General features: G+C 63.8%; 16 protein-coding genes and 1 tRNA gene. 8 read left to right on the top strand and 9 right to left on the bottom strand.

The genetic code is table 11. The features are described from left to right. Positions 1 to 101: 101 nt before the first annotated feature. A tRNA-Arg gene (locus PAN31108_RS14890) sits at positions 102 to 178 on the bottom strand. A gap of 193 nt (positions 179 to 371) precedes the next feature. Here PAN31108_RS14890 and rocD point away from each other — a divergent pair. Then, a complete protein-coding gene (gene rocD, locus PAN31108_RS14895) occupies positions 372 to 1,577 on the top strand; it encodes an ornithine--oxo-acid transaminase (protein WP_150669599.1) in 1,206 nt (401 codons plus the stop codon). Between the two features lie 103 nt (positions 1,578 to 1,680). Here the strand turns inward: rocD and PAN31108_RS14900 are convergent, their stop codons facing one another. Further along, positions 1,681 to 2,010, bottom strand: a complete 330-nt coding sequence (locus PAN31108_RS14900; protein ID WP_150669600.1) for a DMT family transporter — start codon at positions 2,008 to 2,010, stop codon at positions 1,681 to 1,683. A 186-nt stretch (positions 2,011 to 2,196) separates the two neighbouring features. Between PAN31108_RS14900 and alaC the strand changes: the two genes are divergently transcribed. Next, entirely contained in the window at positions 2,197 to 3,414 is a 1,218-nt protein-coding gene (alaC, locus tag PAN31108_RS14905; protein WP_150669601.1) for an alanine transaminase, read from the top strand. 143 nt (positions 3,415 to 3,557) lie between these two features. On the opposite strand, the gene PAN31108_RS14910 is transcribed toward alaC, so the two are convergent. Then, the gene (locus tag PAN31108_RS14910; RefSeq protein WP_150669602.1) at positions 3,558 to 4,343 is read right to left on the bottom strand and encodes an AraC family transcriptional regulator; all 786 of its coding nucleotides are present in this window, start codon (positions 4,341 to 4,343) and stop codon (positions 3,558 to 3,560) included. Between the two features lie 116 nt (positions 4,344 to 4,459). On the opposite strand from PAN31108_RS14910, the gene PAN31108_RS14915 reads away from it, so the two are divergent. Continuing rightward, positions 4,460 to 5,218, top strand: a complete 759-nt coding sequence (locus PAN31108_RS14915) for an alpha/beta fold hydrolase (protein ID WP_150669698.1) — start codon at positions 4,460 to 4,462, stop codon at positions 5,216 to 5,218. 137 nt (positions 5,219 to 5,355) lie between these two features. Here PAN31108_RS14915 and PAN31108_RS14920 read toward each other — a convergent pair whose 3' ends face one another. Genes PAN31108_RS14920 through PAN31108_RS14935 form a run of 4 tightly spaced genes read right to left on the bottom strand, consistent with a single transcriptional unit; the run spans position 5,356 to position 9,063 of the window. Then, a complete protein-coding gene (locus PAN31108_RS14920) occupies positions 5,356 to 5,769 on the bottom strand; it encodes a PPC domain-containing DNA-binding protein (protein ID WP_150669603.1) in 414 nt (137 codons plus the stop codon). After that, complete coding sequence (locus tag PAN31108_RS14925) at positions 5,766 to 6,302, bottom strand: PPC domain-containing DNA-binding protein (protein ID WP_246183970.1); 537 nt, start codon at positions 6,300 to 6,302, stop codon at positions 5,766 to 5,768. Before PAN31108_RS14925 ends, PAN31108_RS14920 begins: the two co-directional genes overlap by 4 nt. After that, positions 6,299 to 7,876, bottom strand: coding sequence for an acyl-CoA synthetase (locus tag PAN31108_RS14930; protein ID WP_150669604.1), 1,578 nt, complete (start codon positions 7,874 to 7,876; stop codon positions 6,299 to 6,301). Before PAN31108_RS14930 ends, PAN31108_RS14925 begins: the two co-directional genes overlap by 4 nt. 20 nt (positions 7,877 to 7,896) lie before the next feature. Then, on the bottom strand, positions 7,897 to 9,063 hold the full coding sequence (locus tag PAN31108_RS14935) for an acetyl-CoA acetyltransferase (RefSeq protein WP_150669605.1): 1,167 nt from the start codon (positions 9,061 to 9,063) through the stop codon (positions 7,897 to 7,899). Positions 9,064 to 9,797: 734 nt separating this feature from the next. Between PAN31108_RS14935 and PAN31108_RS14940 the strand changes: the two genes are divergently transcribed. From PAN31108_RS14940 to PAN31108_RS14950, 3 genes are all read left to right on the top strand, one after another. Continuing rightward, the gene (locus PAN31108_RS14940) at positions 9,798 to 10,817 is read left to right on the top strand and encodes a TRAP transporter substrate-binding protein (protein ID WP_150669606.1); all 1,020 of its coding nucleotides are present in this window, start codon (positions 9,798 to 9,800) and stop codon (positions 10,815 to 10,817) included. Between the two features lie 15 nt (positions 10,818 to 10,832). After that, a complete protein-coding gene (locus PAN31108_RS14945; RefSeq protein ID WP_246183979.1) occupies positions 10,833 to 12,695 on the top strand; it encodes a TRAP transporter large permease in 1,863 nt (620 codons plus the stop codon). A gap of 102 nt (positions 12,696 to 12,797) precedes the next feature. Continuing rightward, complete coding sequence (locus PAN31108_RS14950; protein ID WP_150669608.1) at positions 12,798 to 13,553, top strand: SDR family NAD(P)-dependent oxidoreductase; 756 nt, start codon at positions 12,798 to 12,800, stop codon at positions 13,551 to 13,553. Between the two features lie 88 nt (positions 13,554 to 13,641). Here PAN31108_RS14950 and PAN31108_RS14955 read toward each other — a convergent pair whose 3' ends face one another. After that, entirely contained in the window at positions 13,642 to 14,586 is a 945-nt protein-coding gene (locus PAN31108_RS14955; RefSeq protein ID WP_150669609.1) for a LysR family transcriptional regulator, read from the bottom strand. 407 nt (positions 14,587 to 14,993) lie between these two features. Between PAN31108_RS14955 and PAN31108_RS14960 the strand changes: the two genes are divergently transcribed. Continuing rightward, the gene (locus tag PAN31108_RS14960) at positions 14,994 to 16,097 is read left to right on the top strand and encodes a sigma-54-dependent Fis family transcriptional regulator (protein ID WP_150669700.1); all 1,104 of its coding nucleotides are present in this window, start codon (positions 14,994 to 14,996) and stop codon (positions 16,095 to 16,097) included. An 850-nt stretch (positions 16,098 to 16,947) separates the two neighbouring features. Beyond that, positions 16,948 to 18,111, top strand: coding sequence for a porin (locus PAN31108_RS14965; RefSeq protein ID WP_150669610.1), 1,164 nt, complete (start codon positions 16,948 to 16,950; stop codon positions 18,109 to 18,111). A 172-nt stretch (positions 18,112 to 18,283) separates the two neighbouring features. On the opposite strand, the gene PAN31108_RS14970 is transcribed toward PAN31108_RS14965, so the two are convergent. Then, a complete protein-coding gene (locus PAN31108_RS14970; RefSeq protein ID WP_150669611.1) occupies positions 18,284 to 19,807 on the bottom strand; it encodes a type 1 glutamine amidotransferase in 1,524 nt (507 codons plus the stop codon). Positions 19,808 to 20,193 lie beyond the last annotated feature (386 nt).

The following is a 20,193-nucleotide window of genomic DNA, read 5'->3' on the forward strand; positions in this document are numbered from 1 at the left end:
GCGGCTTCGGGGGAATCGATGATGTAAGGCGGCTTGCGCCGATATCGCAATGTATGGATGCGTTGCGCGCCGAGAAATGTCGTGGATTCGTTTGCGGCAGCTGGCCTGCCCAGAGGGATTCGAACCCCCGACCGTCGGCTTAGAAGGCCGATGCTCTATCCAACTGAGCTATGGGCAGTGCAAGTACACGATGCTGGCGGCGATCTGATATCGCTGCCGGAGCGCCCGGATGCAACGCCATACGCTTCATCCGGGTAGTCGGCGATTATAGCGCACGTGCATGCCAATTTCATTGGCGTCGGTTCGGGAGTTCTCCCCCTTTGCGTGCCAACGCGTTCGCATCTAGACTTCAGACGTGGAGGAACGCGCTCATGAACGAGATCGAACGCGAACAACGCTTTGGTGCGCACAACTATGCCCCCCTGCCCGTCGTGCTCTCGCATGCCAAGGGGGTCTGGGTCTGGGACGTCGAAGGCAACCGCTATCTCGACATGATGAGCGCCTATTCCGCTGTCAGCCACGGGCATGCGCATCCGCGTCTCGTGGCCGCGCTCACCGCACAGGCACAACGTCTCGCCGTCGTCTCCCGCGCGTTCTACACCGACCGGCTCGGCGCCTTTCTCGAACGTCTGTGCGACCTCACCACGCTCGGCGGCGCACTGCCCATGAATACCGGCGCGGAGGCCGTCGAAACCGCGATCAAGGCCGCGCGGCGCTGGGGATACAGCGTCAAGCGTATCCCGGCCGAGAAGGCCGAAATCATCGTGGCCGACGGCAACTTCCACGGCCGCACCACCACCCTCGTCGGCTTCTCCTCCGAGCCCGCCTATCGCGCCGATTTCGGGCCGTTCGCGCCCGGTTTCGTACGCGTGCCTTACGGCGACCTCGACGCCGTGCGCACCGCTATCACCCCCAACACCTGCGCCGTCCTCTTCGAGACGATTCAGGGCGAAGGCGGTATCGTCGTGCCCCCCGACGGCTTTCTGCGCGGCCTGCGTCAGCTCTGCACCGAGCAGAACGTGCTGATGCTGCTCGACGAAATCCAGTCCGGACTCGGACGCACCGGCCGGTGGTTCGCGTATCAGCACGAGGGGGTCGTGCCGGACGGCCTCATGCTCGGCAAAGCCCTCGGCGGTGGCCTGCTGCCGGTGTCGGCCTTCGTCGCGCGACGTGACATCATCGATCTGTTCGAGCCCGGCAGCCACGGCTCGACGTTCGGCGGCAACGCCCTCGCCGCCACCGTCGCGCTCGAAGCGCTCGATGTCATGGCGGACGAAGACCTGCCGGGCAGAAGTGCGGAAATGGGGGAGTATCTGCTCTCGCGCTTGCACGCGATTCACTCGCCGCTCATTCGGGAAGTGCGCGGACGCGGACTGTGGGCGGGCATCGAAATCCATCCGGCGCGCGCCGACGCACACGATCTCTCGATGCGCATGCTGCGACGACACGTGCTCGCGAAGGAAACCCGCTCGACCGTGCTGCGCCTCGCGCCGCCGCTCGTCATCGAACGCGCCGAGATCGATGCCTGCATCTCGGCGCTCAAGGCCGTACTCGCGGAAGCGGAACACGACGGCTGAGGCGGCGGCGACGCAACCGCGACTCGCCTACCCGGCGCTTCGCCGCACCGGCAGCCGCCTGCGCGCAATCGCGCGCCCCCTGATACCGCGATGCCCCGATGCCTCAGTGCACCGACGACTTGGACCAGAGATTCATCACCAGCACGCCCGCGATGATCAGCGCCATGCCGAGGATGGCCGGCGCATCGAGCTTCTGACCGAACAACACGCGCGACGCTATCGAGATCAGCACGATGCCCAGTCCCGACCACATCGCGTAAGCAATGCCCACGGGAATCGTGCGCAGCGTGAGCGAGAGCATGTAGAACGCAATACCGTAACCCGCGACGACCAGCGCCACCGGACCGCCGCGCGTGAAACCCTCCGACGCTTTCAGTGCGGACGTCGCAATCACCTCCGCCACGATTGCCACCAGCAGGTACAGATAGGCCATCGACACTCCTTTCACTCGAACTCGCGCAAACGCGTGGGCGCCCATCTTAACCGACGCCCTCGCGCTCGCGCGCTGCAAAAATCGCTTGCGTAAGCGTTCACCGTCGCGCTACAGTCGCCGTCACGGTGTGGCCAGCACACCGGCGTCGCTCGGACGGTTCCGGGCGCTTACGTTCCAGGATTTCTCATGTCCAGCTCTCAGGGCTCGCGCAGCTTTGCGCGCATCAATCGTCTTCCCCCGTACGTTTTCAACATCACCGCCGAGCTGAAGATGGCGGCACGCCGTCGTGGCGAGGACATCATCGACCTGTCGATGGGCAACCCCGACGGCGCGACACCGCCGCATATCGTCAGCAAGCTCGTCGAAGTCGCCCAGCGCCCCGATACGCACGGCTACTCGACCTCGCGCGGCATTCCCCGCCTGCGTCGCGCCATCACCCGCTGGTACAAGGATCGTTACGACGTCGAACTCGATCCCGAACGCGAGGCGATCGTCACCATCGGCTCGAAGGAGGGCCTCGCCCACCTGATGCTCGCCACGCTGGATCAGGGCGACACGGTGCTGGTGCCGAACCCGTCGTACCCGATTCATATCTACGGGGCGGTCATCGCGGGCGCGAACATCCGCTCCGTGCCGATGACGCCCGGCATCGACTTCTTCACCGAACTCGAACGCGGCATTCGCGAGAGTCATCCGAAGCCGAAGATGGTGATTCTCGGCTTCCCGTCGAACCCCACGGCGCAATGTGTCGAACTCGAATTCTTCGAGCGGGTCGTCGATCTCGCGCGCAAGCACGACATTCTCGTGGTGCACGACCTGGCCTACGCCGACATCGTCTATGACGGCTACAAGGCGCCTTCGATCATGCAGGTGCCCGGCGCGCAGGACGTCGCGGTCGAGTTCTTCACGCTGTCGAAGAGCTACAACATGGCCGGGTGGCGCATCGGCTTCATGGTCGGCAACCCCGAGCTGGTCGCCGCCCTCGCGCGCATCAAGAGCTATCACGACTACGGCACCTTCACGCCGGTGCAGGTCGCTGCCATCGCCGCGCTCGAAGGGGATCAGACCTGCGTCGAGGCAATTCGCGAGCAATACCAGCGCCGCCGCGACGTGCTTTACAAGGGGCTCACGGAGGCGGGCTGGACGGTCGATCTGCCGAAAGCGTCGATGTACATCTGGGCGCGCATTCCGGAACCGTATCGCGCCCTCGGCTCGCTCGAATTCGCCAAGAAGCTGCTCGCGCAGGCCAGGGTGTCGGTCTCGCCGGGCATCGGCTTCGGGGAGTACGGCGACGAGTACGTGCGCTTCGCGCTGATCGAGAACGAGTCGCGCATCCGGCAAGCCGTGCGCGGCATCAAGCAGATGTTCCGCGAAGACGGACTGGTGCAGCCGACGGTGGCGTAAGGCGTCGCTGCGGACACAGCCCGCAACGTGACAGGGGCGCCTCGACGGCGCCCCTTTTTGTTGTGGTCGCTCTGGTCGCTCTGGTCGTTGTGGTCATCCCGAGCCGGCTCAGGGATGCAACCCCGAACGAGCGATGGCGTCATCTAAGCGATGGCGAGATAGCGGCTCGGCGCGTCGCCCAGCACCCGGCGAAACGCCGCAGTGAACGCGCTCGGGCTGCCGTAACCGAGATCCAGTGCGACACGCGTGACCGATTGCCCGTCGCTGAGCCGCTCGACCGCCGCCAACAAGCACACCTGCTGCCGCCATTGCGCGAAGCTCACGCCCGTCGCCTCGCGAAAACGACGCGTGAACGTGCGCCGGCTCATCGACGCCATCGTCGCCACGAGGTCCAGATCCATCGTCATCGACGGGGTCGCAAACACATTCCTGCAAACGCGCGCGAGCACGGCATCGTCGGGCAACGGTGCATGCAACGACAGACGCCGGACAGCCGCCATTGCCGCCATTTCCGCGAGCAACAACGCCATGAGCTTGCCGTCGCGCGCCTGCTCGTCGTACATCGGCGGCAGATCGACGGCGTCGTCCAGCAAGCGACGCAACAACGGCGAGACGCCGCACACGCAGCATCGGTCGGGCAATCCGGCAGACACCGACGCCTCAGACGTGACGAACGCGTTGAGCATCGTCACCGGCCCGCTCATCGTCATCTCGTGCGAGACACCCGCCGGCACCCAGCAGGCGCGCTGCGGCGGCACGAACCACCGCCCCTGCGGCGTCGACACCGTGATCATGCCGCGCGATGCGAACGCAAATTGCCCGCTCGCGTGGGCGTGTACCGGGAAGGTGAGCCCCGCCGGATAGTCGTTGGCGGTGACGACAATGCTGCGCGGCAGCGGCTCGTAGGGGTCGATCAACGTATTTCGCATGGCCCAAATTCTACATTGAACGACCCACCATCGACGGCGGGCACATGCGAGCATCTTTACGATGCGTGTGCTGAAGGTTCTCGATGCTCCCCACAGGAATGGAAATGCCAGATCACATGCCCCATACGTTTCACCGGGTCGGCTGCGGCCCGCACGCCGTCATCGCGCTACATGGCTGGTTCGGCCACGCCCACGCGTTTTCCGATTGCGAGCCGTGGTTCTCTCGCGACGATTTCAGCTACTTCTTCATGGACTATCGCGGCTACGGCGGCATGCGCGACGCCGCTGGGGCGTACACCATCGCGGAAATCGCGCAGGACGTTATCGCACTGGCCGACACCCTCGATCTCGCGAGCTTCAGCCTCATCGGCCACTCGATGGGCGGTATGGCGATCGAGAAGGTCGCCGCGCTCGCGCCGCAGCGCGTGCGCAAGCTCGTCGCGCTGGCCCCCGTGCCATGTGGCGGCGTAGCGTTCGACGCCGCCCGCCGCGCCCTGTTCGAGAGCGCCGCCACGTCGCTGGAGGCCCGCAAGGCCATCATCGACCGCAGTACCGGCCATCGGCTGCCGTCGTCATGGATCGACCACAAGGCGAACGACTCGGCGGCGCATTCGGCGCCACACGCCTTCGCCGCGTACTTTCACGCATGGGCCGACACGGACTTCAGCCGCGACATCAACGCCGCCGTGCCGGTCAACGTGCTCGTCGGCGAGCATGACCCGGTGTTCACCACCGAACTGATGGCGCAGACGTACGGGCAACGCTACGCGCGCGTCAGCGTCGACGTGCTCCGCAACGCCGGCCACTATCCGATGAACGAAACACCGCTCGCGCTGGTGCATGCCATCGAATCGTTCCTTCGCGACGAGGTGTGAGTCGTGTGCGCAAAGGCAAATGGGGAGCCCGAAGACTCCCCATGCGCTCTCAACGTGTGCCGACGATCCGTACGTTCGTATGTTCGTACGTCCTTATGTTCGTACGTTCTTGAGTCCGAACGTCGGGCCACGTCGCATCAGGCGGGCAACCACTCCTGCAACGTGACCTCGATGGTGATGAACGAGAGGTTGCCGCCACGCACGAAGCGCCCGGCGAACATGCGTCCGTTGGTGTCGGCCACCATGCCGTGCAGCATGGGCAGCGCGCTCGCGGCACCGGGCCTGGCGTCGACCTCACCGAACACATTGAGGATCTCCACGCCGGGCCCGCTCACCAACTGCTCGCGCCAGCCGTCTCCGGCACGGAAGGCGAGCCGCGCATCGATCAGACTCCCGACGGCCCCGCGCACAATGGCGCGCGCGATCGCATGCTCGGCGCACAATGCCTCGATGCTCTCCGTCAGATCCTGATTCGGTTTGAGACGTGCCACGACCAGCCTGCCGAGCGTGCCGTTCTCGATGGCCACAGGAACATCCAGCGCGACGCTCATGAGAGACCTCCCGCCACCGGACGCAGCAGATGAAACCGCGTCTCCTCGTCGTCCCCCGTCACGTATCCGCCATGTTCGAACAGACACAGGCGAATCACCACCGGCTCGTCGCCGGCCCACGTGTGGTCGAGAATCAGATGCCCGCCGTGCAACTCGCCGCTCGGATCGGAGAACCCCGCATGACAGTGCAGCAAGGTGGCGCCGTCGGCCGTGCGGCCCACGGTGAGCGCCCCGCCGATCAGGTCGACCTCGCGGGTCTCGTCGACCGGCGCACCATACCCGAAGGGACGCTCCACATCGGTCGTGTTCTCGATCATGTGATACCGCAGCCCTCGCGCGGTCCCCCCACAGAAACGCCCGACGCCGCCACCGTACGCATAGCGGGATAACGCCGCGCGTAAGGACTCGCCGAGATTCGCACCAGACCGGATCGTGACGCGCAGTTCGTGCTGCCCGCTCAACACGCAGTCTTCCACACGGGGTAACGTGGGGACGCCGGCATGCCGATAGACCCGTGAAAGCGCAGGTTTCATAGTCGATAGTCTCCTTGCTCTTCGAGCATCGTCTTGATTTGCTTTTTCACGATCTTGCCGTAGCCCGATTTGGGCATGGCACTCCAGAACACGAAGCGACGCGGCCACTTATAGCGGGCGATACGCGCTTCGAGATGTCCGAGCAGTTCATCGGCCTGTGCGGCCATGCCTTCCCGGGCGACCACTACCGCGAGCCCGCTCTCGCCCCACTTGGGGTCGGGCACGCCGAGCACTGCACACTCCGACACGCACGGGTGTGTCAGCAACGCTTCTTCGATCTCGCGCGGATAAACGTTCGAGCCGCCCGAGATGTACATGTCCGACGCCCGCCCCGTGATGTACAGGAAGCCCTGCGCATCCACGTGCCCCAGATCGCCGGTGTGGAACCAGTCGTCCTTGAAAGCTTTGGCGTTGGCCTCCGGGTTGTTGTGATACCCCATGAAGACCGCCGGCCCACGCACGCAGATCTCGCCCGACGCGAACGCCGGCTGGCGTTGTCCCTGCTCGTCCAGAATCGCCACCTCCATGCCCGTGCGCGGCAATCCGCAGGTGCCCACGCGCGCGTCCGGCGCGTCGTCGTCCTCGCTATGCAGCCAGGGCGGCAGCACCGTGATGTTGCCCGTCACTTCGCCCAGCCCGTAGTACTGCACCAGCACGTGGCCCAACTTCCGCAACGCAAACTTCTGGTCGGCGCGGTACATCGGCGCGCCCGCGTAGATCACGAAGCGCAGCGAGCGATGGTCGTACACGTCGACTGCGGGGTCTTCGACCAGCATCTTCACGATGGTCGGCACCGTGAACATGTTGTCGACACGGTGACGCTCGATGGCCTGCCAGACCTGTGCCGCATCCATCTTCTCGCCCGGCAGCAGCACGCTCGCCGCGCCGCGTGCGGTGTTGACGATAGCGTGAATGCCCGCGCCGTGCGAGAGCGGCGCCACGACCATCGAGCGGCTGCGATACGTGATGCCGGGCATCAGATCCGCCAGATGGTTGGTGACGACGAACGCCATCTGTCCGTGCGAGAGCACGCCGGCCTTGGGATGGCCCGTCGTGCCCGACGTATAGAAGAACCACAGCGGATCCTCATACTCGACTTCCGCCTCGTAACCCGGTGCGCCCAGATGCTCGGCCACCAGCGTTTCGTAATGCAGTTCGCCTTCGCGCGGTGCGCCCAGCGAGATGACATGACGCAACGCCGGCGAGGCCGCGCGAACGGCATCGACATGGCCTTCGAATCCGGCATCGTAAATCATCGCGCAGGCGCCGCTCGATTGCCCCAGATAAGCGGCCTCCGGCGCGGTGATGCGGAAGTTCGTCGGCACCCATACCGCGCCGAGGCGAAACGCAATCCACGCGCTCTCGAAGATCGGCAGGTTGTTGCGCGAGTGCACCAGCAACTTGTCGCCTTTGCCCACGCCGAGCTTGCGCAGCGCATCGACGGCAGCGTTCACGCGGGCGTCGATCTCGCCCCACGTGGTGATCCTGTCGCCGACGATCAGGCCGGGTTCATCCGGATGACGCCGTGCGACATCGGCCAACAGGCGGCCGAGATTCATCACCTTCTTGAGCATCTCTCGTCTCCTTTATGCACTCAGCGTGCTTCGAGAATGCTCACGTAATTCGCTACCGCCGCGCCGCCCATGTTGAAGACGCCCGCCAGCTTCGCGCCGGGAATCTGCATATCGCCGGCCGATCCCGTAAGTTGCATGGCCGCCATGACGTGCATCGACACGCCGGTCGCGCCGACCGGGTGGCCCTTCGCCTTGAGGCCGCCCGACGGATTGACCGGTAGCAGGCCGTCCTTCTGCGTCAGCCCCTCGGCCACGAGGTTCGCGCCCTGCCCCGGCTTGGCGAGCCCCATCGCTTCGTACTCGATGAGTTCAGCGATGGTGAAGCAATCGTGCGTCTCGACCAGCGACAGGTCCTTCAACGACACCCCCGCCACCCCCAGCGCCTGACGCCACGCGTGCTGGCCGCCTTCGAACGCCAGCGGGTCGCGACGCGAGAGCGGTAGGTAGTCGTTGACCTGCACCGCCGCACGGAAACCGACCGCCTTGGGCATCGCACGCGCCGCATCGGCCTTCGAGATCACGAGCGCCGCCGCGCCGTCGGAGACCATCGAGCAGTCGGTGCGCTTGAGCGGACCGGCCACGAACGGGTTCTTCTCCGAAACGTTGCGGCAAAAGTCGTAGCCGAAATCGCGACGCATGTGCGCGTACGGATTCACCGCGCCATTGCGATGGTTCTTCGCCGCGATCTGCGCGAGCGCGTCGGACTTGTCGCCGTAACGGTCGAAGTACGCCTGCGCGATCGTGCCGAACACCCCCGCGAAACCGCCGGGAATCCCCGCTTCCTCACGCGCATAGGAACACTTGAGCAGCACTTCGCCGACCTGCGGCGTGGCGAGTTCCGTCATCTTCTCGAAGCCGATCACGAGCACGTGCGTGGCCTTGCCCGCTTCGATCGATTGCAGCCCGCCGTGCACGGCGGCCGAACCGGTCGCGCACGCGTTTTCGTAGCGTGTGGCCGGCTTGAAGCGCAGCCCCGGGATCCGGTTGAAGACGAGCGACGACGGGAAGTCCTGATACAGAAAGCCGCCGTTGAAGGTGCCGACGTGAATCGAGTCGATCTGGTCGGGTGAGAGGCCCGCGTCGTCGAGCGCGGCTTGTGCGACGTCGGCCAGCAGGACTTCGGCATCGACGTTATCGAGTTTGCCGAACTGGGAGTGGGCCCAGCCGGTAAGGCATGCAGCAACCATGAAGTGTCTCCGGAAAAATGGGGTCATCCAGACTCCGGTGAGCAATTTCGATGCCAGACGCACCTCGCCGCTGCGCGCGCCATCGGCGCAGCGAGGTGTCTGCAACATCGACAGCCCGGTCAGTCGTCGTCACGAGTTCGTGTGGTTTCGTACTGTTTCGTACTGTTTTGTGCGCTTGTGGCGCATTTGCAGTTGACGCAAGCGTAAAGCGGGATTTGTTTTCGCATCAAGCGAAATTTGAAGCTGTGCCGGCGCCTGTAATGCGCGGAAATTTTGCTGCACCGCGGCAAGCATCGGGCCGCCACGCGCCCGCAGGAACGGGTGCGACACCTGTCGCATCGTGCGCACTTGAGAATGCGACACGTGTCGCAGGGCCTTGCGGAAATGCGACAGGTGTCACACCCGTCGCCATGGGTCGGTCCACGGGCTTCGTATACGCAACAAATCATCACGCATGCGCCCGCGCACCGCGAATCCTTGCGGCATCAGACGAAAGCGCACCGGCAAAGCCCGCGGGATTTCACTGATGCTTATCGACGTTAGGGTTTTCCCGTTTGGGCCCCGAACTGGCATTCGATTTGCGTAAGATTATCCAGCCACTTGCAAGCCGAATGTCCGGCGCATGATGCGAATCGCACATCGCCATCCAAGTTGGCCGGGACGTTGCGCAGCAACACGCCAGCGTCTCCCGGTCTCAGATGCTTTGCCGAAACCTAAGACAGGAGATTAGCAGTATGAGCACCATGGATCGCCGCCACTTCATCAAGGTCGTGGCCGCAACGTCGGCAGCTGCCGCTACGGGGTTGTATCAGACGCAAGCCCACGCCGCAGAATTTACGCTGAAGTTCGCCAACAACCTGCCGGTCAGCCATCCGATGAACATCCGCGCCAAGGAAATGGCGCAGAAGATCGCGGAGCAATCGAAGGGCCGCATCGACTTCCAGCTCTACCCGAACAACCAGCTCGGTTCCGACAGCGACATGCTGAGCCAGGTACGCTCGGGCGCCATCGATTTCTTCACGCTCTCGCCGCTGATTCTCGGCACGCTCGTGCCGGCAGCGCAGATTTCGGGCGTGGGCTTCGCCTTCAAGGACTACAGCCAGGTGTGGGCAGCCATGGACGGCGATCTCGGCAAGCATGTCCGCGGCCAGATCGCGAAGACCACGGTGTTCGCCTTCGACAAAATCTGGGAGAACGGCTACCGCCAGATCACCACGAGCAGCCGTCCGATCACCTCGCCGACCGACCTCAAGGGGCTGAAGATTCGCGTACCGACGAGCCCGTTGTGGACGTCGATGTTCCGCGCGTTCGATTCGTCGCCCACGTCGATCAACTTCGCAGAAGTGTATTCGGCCTTGCAGACGAAAATCGTCGAAGCGCAGGAAAACCCGCTCGCGCTGCTGACCACGGCCAAGCTCTATGAGGTGCAGAAGTATGTGTCGATGACGAATCACATGTGGGACGGCTTCTGGTTCCTCGCCAACAAGCAGAAGTGGGACAAGCTGCCGAAGGACCTGCAGGACATCGTGACCGCCAACGTGAACGCCGCCGCCCTTGTCCAGCGCGACGACGTGCGCAAGCTCAACGAAAGCGTGACCACCGAACTCCAGCAGAAGGGGCTCGTGTTCAACACGCCGAACAACGAGACGTTCCGCGACAAGCTGCGCTCGGCCGGCTTCTATGCCGAATGGCACAAGAAGTTCGGTGAGGACGCCTGGGCCATGTTGGAAAAGTACACAGGGAAGCTCGTGTAAATGGAAACTTTGACGATGACGGCTGAGCCGACGCACGCGCTCGCACGCCTGTTCTGCCACGTCAACCGCGCGGTGATGAAAGTCACCGAAGCGGCTGCCGTGCTGCTGGTGGTGGCGGAGACGCTCATCCTGCTCGCGGGCGTGGTCTCGCGTTACGGGTTCGACAATCCGCTCACGTGGTCGGACGAACTGGCACAAATCCTCTTCATCTGGCTATCGATGCTCGGCGCCGTGCTTGCCCTCGACCGGGGCGAGCACATGCGTCTGTCCGCCATCGTCAACAAACTTCCCGAGGCATGGCGCAACTGGTTCCAGACCATGGCCGCGCTGACCGTGTGTGTGTTCGTCGCGCTCATCATCATGCCGGCGTACACGCATGCGATCGAGCAGATGGACATCACCACGCCCGCGCTAGAGATTCCGGACGGGCTGCGCGCTGCCGCCCTGCCCGTGGGTGCGGCGCTGATGCTCATCGCCGCGATTTCGCGCATGGCGCGATGCTCCAGCCTGCGTCAGTTCGGGCTCGGCGTGCTGTTCGTCGCCGCGCTCGGCGCCGCGCTCTGGCTCGGGCGTCCCGCGCTCATCGCCATGGGCAACTACAACCTGCTGATCTTCTTCGTGCTGATCGTGGGCGCGTGCGTGACAGGCGGCATTCCGATTGCCTTTGCGTTCGGTACCGCCACCCTCGCGTATCTCGCGCTCGTGACCGATGCCCCGTTGCAGATCGTCGTGAGCCGCATGGATGAGGGCATGTCCGGGCTGGTGCTGCTGTCGGTGCCGCTGTTCGTGCTGCTCGGCGCGCTTATCGAGATGAGCGGGCTGGCACGCAGCCTGATCGAATTCATGGCCTCGCTGCTCGGACACGTGCGCGGCGGCCTGCAATACGTGCTGCTCGGCGCGATGTTCCTGGTCTCGGGGATCTCCGGCTCCAAGGCCGCCGACATGGCCGCCGTCGCCCCGGCGCTCTTCCCCGAAATGCAACGGCGCGGGTCCAAGCAGGAAGACCTCGTGGCGCTGCTCTCGGCCACCGGCGCGATGACGGAGACGATTCCGCCGAGCCTCGTGCTCATCACCATCGGGGCGGTGTGCGGCGTGTCGATCACTGCGCTGTTCGTCGGTGGCCTGCTGCCCGCCGTGATCGCCACCCTCGCCATTGTGGTGGTGTGTTTTGCCCGCTCACGCAAAGAAGCGCCGAGCGCCGCACGTCGTGCGCCGTGGGGAGTGATCGGCAAGACGTTCATCGTCGCCCTGCCCGCGCTGGCGTTGCCGGTTCTGATCCGCACGGCCGTGATTGAAGGCGCCGCAACCGCCACGGAAGTGTCGACCATCGGCATTGCTTACACCATCGTGATCGGCCTGATCGTTCACGCATTCAAGCAGCATCTGAACTTCAAACGCCTCTATCCGCTGCTCACCGAGACGGCCGCCCTCTCCGGCGCGATCCTGCTGATCATCGGCATGGCGACCGCAATGGCATGGTCGCTCACGCAGTCGGGCTTCTCGGCGAAGCTCGTCGGCCTCATGCACGGTATGCCGGGCGGACAGATCGGCTTCCTGCTCATCTCGATGGTCGTGTTTATCGTGCTCGGCAGTGTGCTCGAAGGGATTCCCGCCATCGTGCTGTTCGGGCCGCTGCTGTTCCCCGTCGCGCGCTCGCTCGGTATCCACGACGTGCATTACGCCATGGTGGTGATCCTCTCGATGGGCATGGGCTTGTTCGCGCCGCCGCTCGGTGTCGGGTTCTACGCCGCCTGCGCCATCGGAAAAACCTCGCCCGACAAGGTCTTCAACCGCATGTGGACTTACATGGGCGCGTTGCTCGTCGCGCTGCTCGTGGTGGTCTTCATCCCCTGGATCTCGATCGGTTTCCTGAAGTAACGCAAATTCCCTGACGGTTTCGCGATTTCACCGACGGGCTCCGCCGCATCGCTGGCGGCGGAGCCCGGGCTGTGTCTATCAGTAAAATTAGGAGTCCTTAGCATGACGGAGAAGGTAGCAGTAGTCACGGGTGGCGGCATGGGCATTGGCGCCGCCATCTGCGAACGATTGGCCAAGGATGGTATGACCGTGGTCGTGGCCGATCTGAACGAAGATGCGGCAACGCAGACGGCCGCAGCGCTCAACGCATCGGGCGCCCGCGCGTGGGCATTGGGCATGAATGTGGGTGAGCCGGCGTCGATTGCCGACGGCTTTTCGCAGGTCGCCGAACGCTACGGGCGCTGCGATGTACTGGTCAACAATGCGGGCATCGCCAAGACGTATCCCTTCTTCGATTACCCGCTCGACCACTGGCATCAGGTGATGGCCGTGAACCTCACGGGCACACTGCTGTGCGGGCAACACGCCGCTCGGCTCATGCGCGAGCAGCGCTGGGGGCGCATCGTCAATCTCGCATCGGTGGCGGGAATTCTGGCCAGCGCGGGGCGCACGGCTTACGGCACGTCGAAGGCGGCCGTGATCGGGCTGACGCGTCAGATGGCGATCGAACTCGCGCCCTTCGGCATCACCGCGAATGGCATTGCCCCCGGTCCGATCGACACGCCGCTGACCAAGGTGCTGCACTCGGATGTCTCGCGTCGTCACTATACCGAGACCACCCCCATGGGCCGCTACGGTCAGCCGAGCGAGATCGCCGGTGCGGTGAGCTTTCTGGCGTCGGACGATGCGTCGTATGTGACCGGCCACATCCTGCCGGTCGACGGGGGCTTCGTGGCCGCCGGGATTCTGGAAATCTGACGTCGGCTTCGCCGCGTCATCCGGCGTCCCCTCATCCCTTCATCGGCGCGTCACTCCCGCCCTCGCCCGCCTGCGGCGGGCTCCGCACTCAGCGCAGGCTGGTGTCCGGCAAATCCGGCACCAGCCGCGCGCCCGGCGCCCGCTGCATCTCCCGCCACACGCTGCGCGCGTTTTCCACGAACGTCGCCACGCACGGATTGTGGTTGTCCCGACTCCACAGCAGCGCTACCTCGGCTACCGGCGCATTCCTGAGCGGCTTGAAGACCGCATTGCCCGAAGCGCTGGCACTGCTCATCGACATGGGCACCATCGCAACGCCAAGGCCCTCGCCCACGAGGTTGATGATCGTCTGCTGCAAGTTGGTCTCGAGCCGGATGTGCGGCGAGAAGCCCGAGCGCCGGCAGTGCGTGACGATCAGGTCGTAGACCAGCGGCGCGATCTCGCGGGGAATGCTCACGAACGACTCTTCGGCGAGTTGCGCGGCATCGAGCACACGCACCTTCGCGAGCGGGTGCGTACGGGGGATCACCGCCACCATCTCCTCGCGAAACACGGTCGCCGTGTCCAGGCCCGTCAGATCCTCGGGACGGTACATGATGCCGACGTCCGTCTGTCCGGCACGGACCGACTCCGCCAGCAGATTGGGAAGCGTTTCCGCCAGCTTCATATCGACGCGCGAGAACGCCGCGGCGTATGTCCGCGTGAGGGCGGGAAGAATGTTGTACGCCGAGGACATCATGAAACCCACCGTGATCGCCCCGTCCTCACCACGACTGGCGGCCACCACGTTGCGACGCGCCCGATCGACCGAGTTGAGGATTTCCACCGCATCCTGATAAAACCGCGTGCCCGCCCGGGTGAGCCGCACGCTGCGGTTCGTGCGCTCGAACAGCTGTACGCCAAGTTCGGCCTCCATCAGGGCGATCTGGCGCGAGAGCGGCGGCTGGGAGATGTGCAGTTGCTGCGCTGCACGGCCGAAGTGGAGCGTCTGGGCAAGCACCACGAAGTACTGAAAATGGCGCAATTCGATCATTTGATACCTCGAAGGTATTATTGGCGCATCAATATTGTATTGGATGTTATGACTGTGGGGCCGTATGCTGCATTGGCGGTTGGCCACCCGAGCCGGTCGCGACATAAAGAGACGTGAGGAATCGCCAGGCCACAAGCCACCGACGGCGCCCCTTTCGTACCAATACGAGAAGGAGACAAGTCATGCCCGCTCACCTTGCTGTAGCGTTCGCCCCCGCTCGACCTGTCGGCCATGCCAGCCCCCTCGGCGGCGCCAACGCCAATACCGTCAGCAACACCGTCAATAGCCCCGTCAACACCGCCTTCAACCACATCGCCGCGCTTGCCGAGCGCATCGTGCGTGTTCCCCCTGCTGCGGTAGCCCGGCCCATGACACCCCCTGCGCCGCATGCACTTCCGGCACGTCCGATGCGCCCTGACTATCTCGACATCGACGAACTGTGCGGCACCGACGCCCGCATGCGCGAGCTGCTCGCGCGCGGCAAGCGTTTCGTCGATCGCGGCCTACCGGTCCTGATTCTCGGCGAGACGGGAACGGGCAAGGAATTTCTCGCGCGGGCATTGCACGCCTACAGCGAGCGACGCGCGCAGGCGTTCGTCGCCATCAATACGGCATCGCTGCCGGAGCATCTCGTCGAGAGCGAATTGTTCGGCTACCAGCGCGGCGCGTTTTCCGGCGCCTTGCCCGGCGGCATGAAAGGGAAGTTGCAGCAGGCCGACGGCGGCACGCTCTTTCTCGACGAGATCGGCGACATGCCGTATGCGCTGCAAACGCGCCTGCTACGCGTGTTGTCCGAACGCGAGGTCACACCGCTGGGCGCGAGTCAGCCGGTGCCGGTGGACGTTCAGTTGATCTGCGCAACGCATCAGGATCTCGCCAGCGCCGTTGCACAGGGCACTTTCCGCGAAGACCTTTACTACCGGATCGCTGTCGGCGTGCTCACCCTACCGACACTGCGCGAGCGCGAGGACAAAACCGAACTGATCGCACGCATGCTGTGCGACGAGTGGCCCGGACTGCGTGTCGATCAGGCGTTGGCGCGCGTATCGACGCAGGCACTGTCTTGTCTGCTCACGCACGCCTGGCCGGGCAATCTGCGTCAGATGCGTGCAGCGCTGCGTTATGCCTGCGCGGTGATGAGCGGCGATGTGCTGTGCATGAACGATTTGCCGCCGGAATGTCTGGCGTCGGGCCGCACGCCGGCGACACCGCCGATACCGCCGATACCGCTGACGAATTCGTCGCTTCGCGACGACCGGATGCGCGCGAAGGAAATCGCGGAGACGACGAAGGTCAGTGCACTGCATGGGGAACCGCCGATCCACGGCGTGCATCATGACACCGAGCGCGAACGCATCCTGCAAGCACTCGCGCAACACCGCTGGAACATTTCCGCCGCCGCGCGCACGCTCGGTTTCTGCCGCGCGTCGCTTTATCGAAAGCTCAAGCAGTTGAGTATTCCGCATGTGCGCGATTGCGGCGAAGCGCTCACGACCGGGCATTACGCTTGATTGCGCCCGATCATGCCGCTCACGAAAATCGCGGGCAAAAAAAAGCGCGGCCGATGAGGCCGCGCCAAGGTTTGGAGACTTTTCACTCAACGCAAAAGTCTACTTCTCGCGGAACGTAGTATAGGTCTGCCTCTCGAAATCATTGTCATCATTCGACGCAATGAATTATTCGGTGACTCGCAATAGTCCGTAAAACCCCATAAATAAAGCGCTTTTTGACGCACGGCGATGCGGTGCGCTTGCCTGCATCTCGGATTTCTCACATTACGCGCGCGCACGTTCATTCGATGACAACAACATGGCGCTCGCCTGACACGACGACAAACGCGTAACTATATAGTTGCGACGAAAGACGCCGCACGCGTGAGCGAGTGACGATGACCGCCACGATGTGCGTAGGTTCGATGCGCATCTCACGCGAACGCGAACCCGAACCCTCCACGCGCTGCATTCATCGATCAACGGAACCAAATCGAATCACGCGGGTCGCGCGCAAATCCAGCGCCGGCACCGCTTCCCGCGCGCTTTCACAAGCCCGACACACTGTGTCCCAAGCGCAACACACATCGCTTGCATGGTCATTTCTCGCCTAGGCTTAATCAAGCCAATCCCTTGTTAGACAATGCTTTACGACACGTCACACAGATTCTTTTCATATCTGAAATAGATTCTTGCGGATTCTGAAATAGGCGGGAATAGCAGCGACTCATACACTGCCCCCTGTCAACAGAGCAGTGCCGATCTGTTCGGGTCCGCGAGTGACACATCGTCACCTCGACATGTTCTGTTTCGCCGCGTTCTGTTTACACGCGAATTCTGCGATTCGTGTCACGTTACTGGAGCTTAAACCATGAAAAAAACTCTTCTTGCCGCGGCCGTTGTCGGCGCGTTCTCGATGACCGCGCACGCGCAAAGCAGCGTCACCCTGTACGGCTTGATCGACGCCGGCATCGCTTACACGAGCAACTCGACGACCACGGCAGGCGCTTCGGGTTCGAAGAACTTCCGTGCAACGAGCGGCCTGGTCAACGGCAGCCGTTGGGGCCTGAAGGGCTCGGAAGACCTGGGTGGCGGTAACAAGGCCATCTTCGTGCTGGAAAACGGTTTCTCGATCGCTAACGGTTCGTCGCTGCAAAACAACCGCATGTTCGGTCGTCAAGCCTTCGTCGGCCTGCAAAACGATCGCTTCGGCGCTGTGACGATCGGTCGTCAGTACGACTCGGTCGTTGATTACCTCGCACCGCTGACCCTGAACGGTTCGTCCTTCGGCGGCACGATCGCTTCGCACCCGTATGACAACGACAACACGAACAACTCGTTCCGTGTGAACAACTCGGTCAAGTACTCGAGCGCCAACTACAACGGCCTGACGTTCGGCGGCCTGTATGGCTTCTCGAACAAGGCGGGTGACTTCGCCAACAACCGTGCATTCAGCGCTGGCGTGAACTACGCAAACGGCCCGCTGACGGTGGCTGCTGCTTACTTGGAGCGTCAAGGCAATCCGGGTAACAACAACACCAGCGGCGCTGTCGACACGTCCGCCAACGGCGATTCGATCTTCCAATCGTCGAAGCAACGCGTGTGGGGTATCGGTGGTAACTACGCCTTCGGCCCGGCAACGGTCGGCCTGGTGTACACCCACACCCAACTGCAAGGTCTGTCGGGTCTGAACTACAACAGCACCGCTGTTTCGTTCGCCAACGACGGCCTGAAGTTCGACAACTTCGAAGTCAACGGTCGCTACATGCTGACCCCGGCAGTCTCGCTGTCGGCCGCGTACACGTACACGATGGCCAAGCAAGATTCGACGGACAAGAAGCCGAAGTTCCACACCGTTACGCTGCAAGCCGACTACCGTCTGTCGAAGCGCACCGATGTGTACCTGACGGGTTCGTACCAGCACATCTCCGACAACGAAGGCACGGGCCTGCAAGCCGGTGTCGGCGCTGCCGGCGGTATGTCGTCGACCAGCTCGCAAACCGTCGTCGGCACGGGTATCCGTCACCGCTTCTAATCCAGGCGGCGCGAACACCGGGGCAGTATGCCGGTGTTCCTGACACGAAAATGGCAGCCCTCGGGCTGCCATTTTTATTGCGCTCAATGATTGCGCTCAAGACTTCGATTCGCTCGTCGCGAAGTATCGGCGGACATACCTTCGTCCGCCGATTCGCCTCACGTCTGTCCCATCAGAAGCGCGTCTCGCGCGCGGCGCGCAGGAAGTTGTCCAGCACCGGCGTGCAATCGAGAAACTCCGGTCCACCCGCGCGGTGGAATTCCGGGTGCCACTGCAAGCCCATCACGAACGGCGCCTTGCGATAGCGAATCGCTTCGACCACGCCGTCTTCCGCGCACACCGCCTCCACGCTCAGATCCCGCCCCAACGTCTTGACCGACTGGTGGTGAATCGAGTTGACGATCGGCACATCGACCGGCGCGAGCATTTGCGCAAGCGATGACCCTTCCGGGAACGTGAGCGTGTGACGGTTGTGTTCGTACGTCTCCGTCACATGCGGAATCGCTTGCGGCAAATCCGTCGCAATGTCCTGATGGAGCGTGCCGCCAAACGCCACGTTGATCAGTTGGCAACCGCGACATACGCCGAGGATCGGCTTACCCTGCTCGACGAACTCGTGCAGCAGTTCGAGTTCGTACATGTCACGCATGCGATCGCCCTGCCATTCGTGACGCGTGGCCACTTCGGAGTAGGTCAGCGGCGAAACGTCCGCCCCACCCTGCAAGACGAGGCCGTCGAGATGCTTCGCGTAATCGTGCAGCCGGATATGGCTCGGGTGGAGCAGCCCTTGCGTGTCGACGGTCGGAATCATGAAGACCAGCACGTCGCGCGACATCACCCAGTGCGCAATCGACTCCTCCAGGTATTGCAGCGTCTTGCTGCGCAGCCCCTTGGAGCCCGGCTCCGGGTGGAAGATGCGAGCCGAAATGCCGATCTTCAGCGTGCGCTGCGTGATGCGCTGTCCCGCGCGGTCGTACCACGCGCGAAAACGCGCCGACATGATGCGGCGTAGCACCGACCAGGGCGAATCGCCCGCCTGCAAGTACGACGGCTGACCGCCCATCGATGCCGGACTGCCCGGGCGAGGCGCCGCCGAGCCGAACGACGGTTGATGCGGCGGCTCCGCCCCTGCCGAGCCTCCCGAGCCTCCCGAGCCTACTGCACCTCCTGCACCTCCTGCACCACCGGTCGTCCCCGTCTCTCCGATATTGCCACCGGCGCTGCCGACACCGGCCGCCTTGACGTCGTCTCGCGATTTCGGCGCAGGCGTGCCGATCGGATTGCTGTCGGAGGCGACTTCGGCGGCAGAGGCATGTGGCGCGGACGCGGTCGTCGGCGCTTGCGCGTCTGCCGACGCGGCGGCGTCCGGGGGCGGCGCAGGGCGCGTCAGCGTGTCGGGATTTGGCGGCATGCCCGACGACCCCTCGGCCGTACCGGCCACCGGTTTGGCGGTCGGGTGCGGTGTCGAGGGCGTCGCCGGCGCGGCGTATTCCGACGAACGCGTTGCCGGCGAGTCGGCCGGTGACTCGGCCGGTGACTCGGTCGGTGAATGCGCCACCGCCCCACCCGCTTTCGCGGATTCGGGCGTAGACGGCGTTGTCGTGGCGGTGGGTTTGCTCGTATCGGATTCGGGCTTGGAGGACGGCTGCGGAGACTGCGGCGACTGCGGCGATTTCGGATCTTGAGCGTCGGTCATGATGGCTTTGGAATGCGTCCTGAAAAGAGCGGGAGGACGAAGGGGAAAGTAGGATTGACCACGTCGGCCCAGGAATTATCCCGCCGCCATAATCCGGCCGCAACCGGCGCGCCCCGCTCCGCAGGCCCAAGCAAGCGCAAGCCAAGGGCAAGCAGGCACGATGAGCGCGTTATTTCATCCCTTCCCCAACGCGCGGTGATGACGGTGTACCACAACGCAACGCGATGAAACCGTCTCGTCCCGACGCTGTCGAAATCCATTGTCACGCATGAGACGCCTCGCCATCGGCCTTGAGACGGCTTCAGCACCGCGTGCAATCGTTGCGTACAATCGAGACAAGTTGCGCGATATTCAACCGATATTGAGCGATGTTATCCTCGATTGCG

The sequence above is a fragment of the Pandoraea anhela genome (assembly GCF_902459655.1).
GTDB classification, from domain to species: Bacteria; Pseudomonadota; Gammaproteobacteria; order Burkholderiales; family Burkholderiaceae; genus Pandoraea; species Pandoraea anhela.

Coding starts and splice junctions, on each gene's coding strand:
- rocD (WP_150669599.1), top strand. CDS start 372: ATGAACGAGATCGAACGCGAACAACGCTTTGGTGCGCACAACTATGCC.
- PAN31108_RS14930 (WP_150669604.1), bottom strand. CDS start 7,876: ATGCTCAAGAAGGTGATGAATCTCGGCCGCCTGTTGGCCGATGTCGCA.
- PAN31108_RS14955 (WP_150669609.1), bottom strand. CDS start 14,586: ATGATCGAATTGCGCCATTTTCAGTACTTCGTGGTGCTTGCCCAGACG.
- PAN31108_RS14900 (WP_150669600.1), bottom strand. CDS start 2,010: ATGGCCTATCTGTACCTGCTGGTGGCAATCGTGGCGGAGGTGATTGCG.
- PAN31108_RS14945 (WP_246183979.1), top strand. CDS start 10,833: ATGACGGCTGAGCCGACGCACGCGCTCGCACGCCTGTTCTGCCACGTC.
- PAN31108_RS14960 (WP_150669700.1), top strand. CDS start 14,994: ATGCGCCCTGACTATCTCGACATCGACGAACTGTGCGGCACCGACGCC.
- alaC (WP_150669601.1), top strand. CDS start 2,197: ATGTCCAGCTCTCAGGGCTCGCGCAGCTTTGCGCGCATCAATCGTCTT.
- PAN31108_RS14940 (WP_150669606.1), top strand. CDS start 9,798: ATGAGCACCATGGATCGCCGCCACTTCATCAAGGTCGTGGCCGCAACG.
- PAN31108_RS14910 (WP_150669602.1), bottom strand. CDS start 4,343: ATGCGAAATACGTTGATCGACCCCTACGAGCCGCTGCCGCGCAGCATT.
- PAN31108_RS14925 (WP_246183970.1), bottom strand. CDS start 6,302: ATGAAACCTGCGCTTTCACGGGTCTATCGGCATGCCGGCGTCCCCACG.
- PAN31108_RS14915 (WP_150669698.1), top strand. CDS start 4,460: ATGCCCCATACGTTTCACCGGGTCGGCTGCGGCCCGCACGCCGTCATC.
- PAN31108_RS14965 (WP_150669610.1), top strand. CDS start 16,948: ATGAAAAAAACTCTTCTTGCCGCGGCCGTTGTCGGCGCGTTCTCGATG.
- PAN31108_RS14970 (WP_150669611.1), bottom strand. CDS start 19,807: ATGACCGACGCTCAAGATCCGAAATCGCCGCAGTCGCCGCAGTCTCCG.
- PAN31108_RS14950 (WP_150669608.1), top strand. CDS start 12,798: ATGACGGAGAAGGTAGCAGTAGTCACGGGTGGCGGCATGGGCATTGGC.
- PAN31108_RS14935 (WP_150669605.1), bottom strand. CDS start 9,063: ATGGTTGCTGCATGCCTTACCGGCTGGGCCCACTCCCAGTTCGGCAAA.
- PAN31108_RS14920 (WP_150669603.1), bottom strand. CDS start 5,769: ATGAGCGTCGCGCTGGATGTTCCTGTGGCCATCGAGAACGGCACGCTC.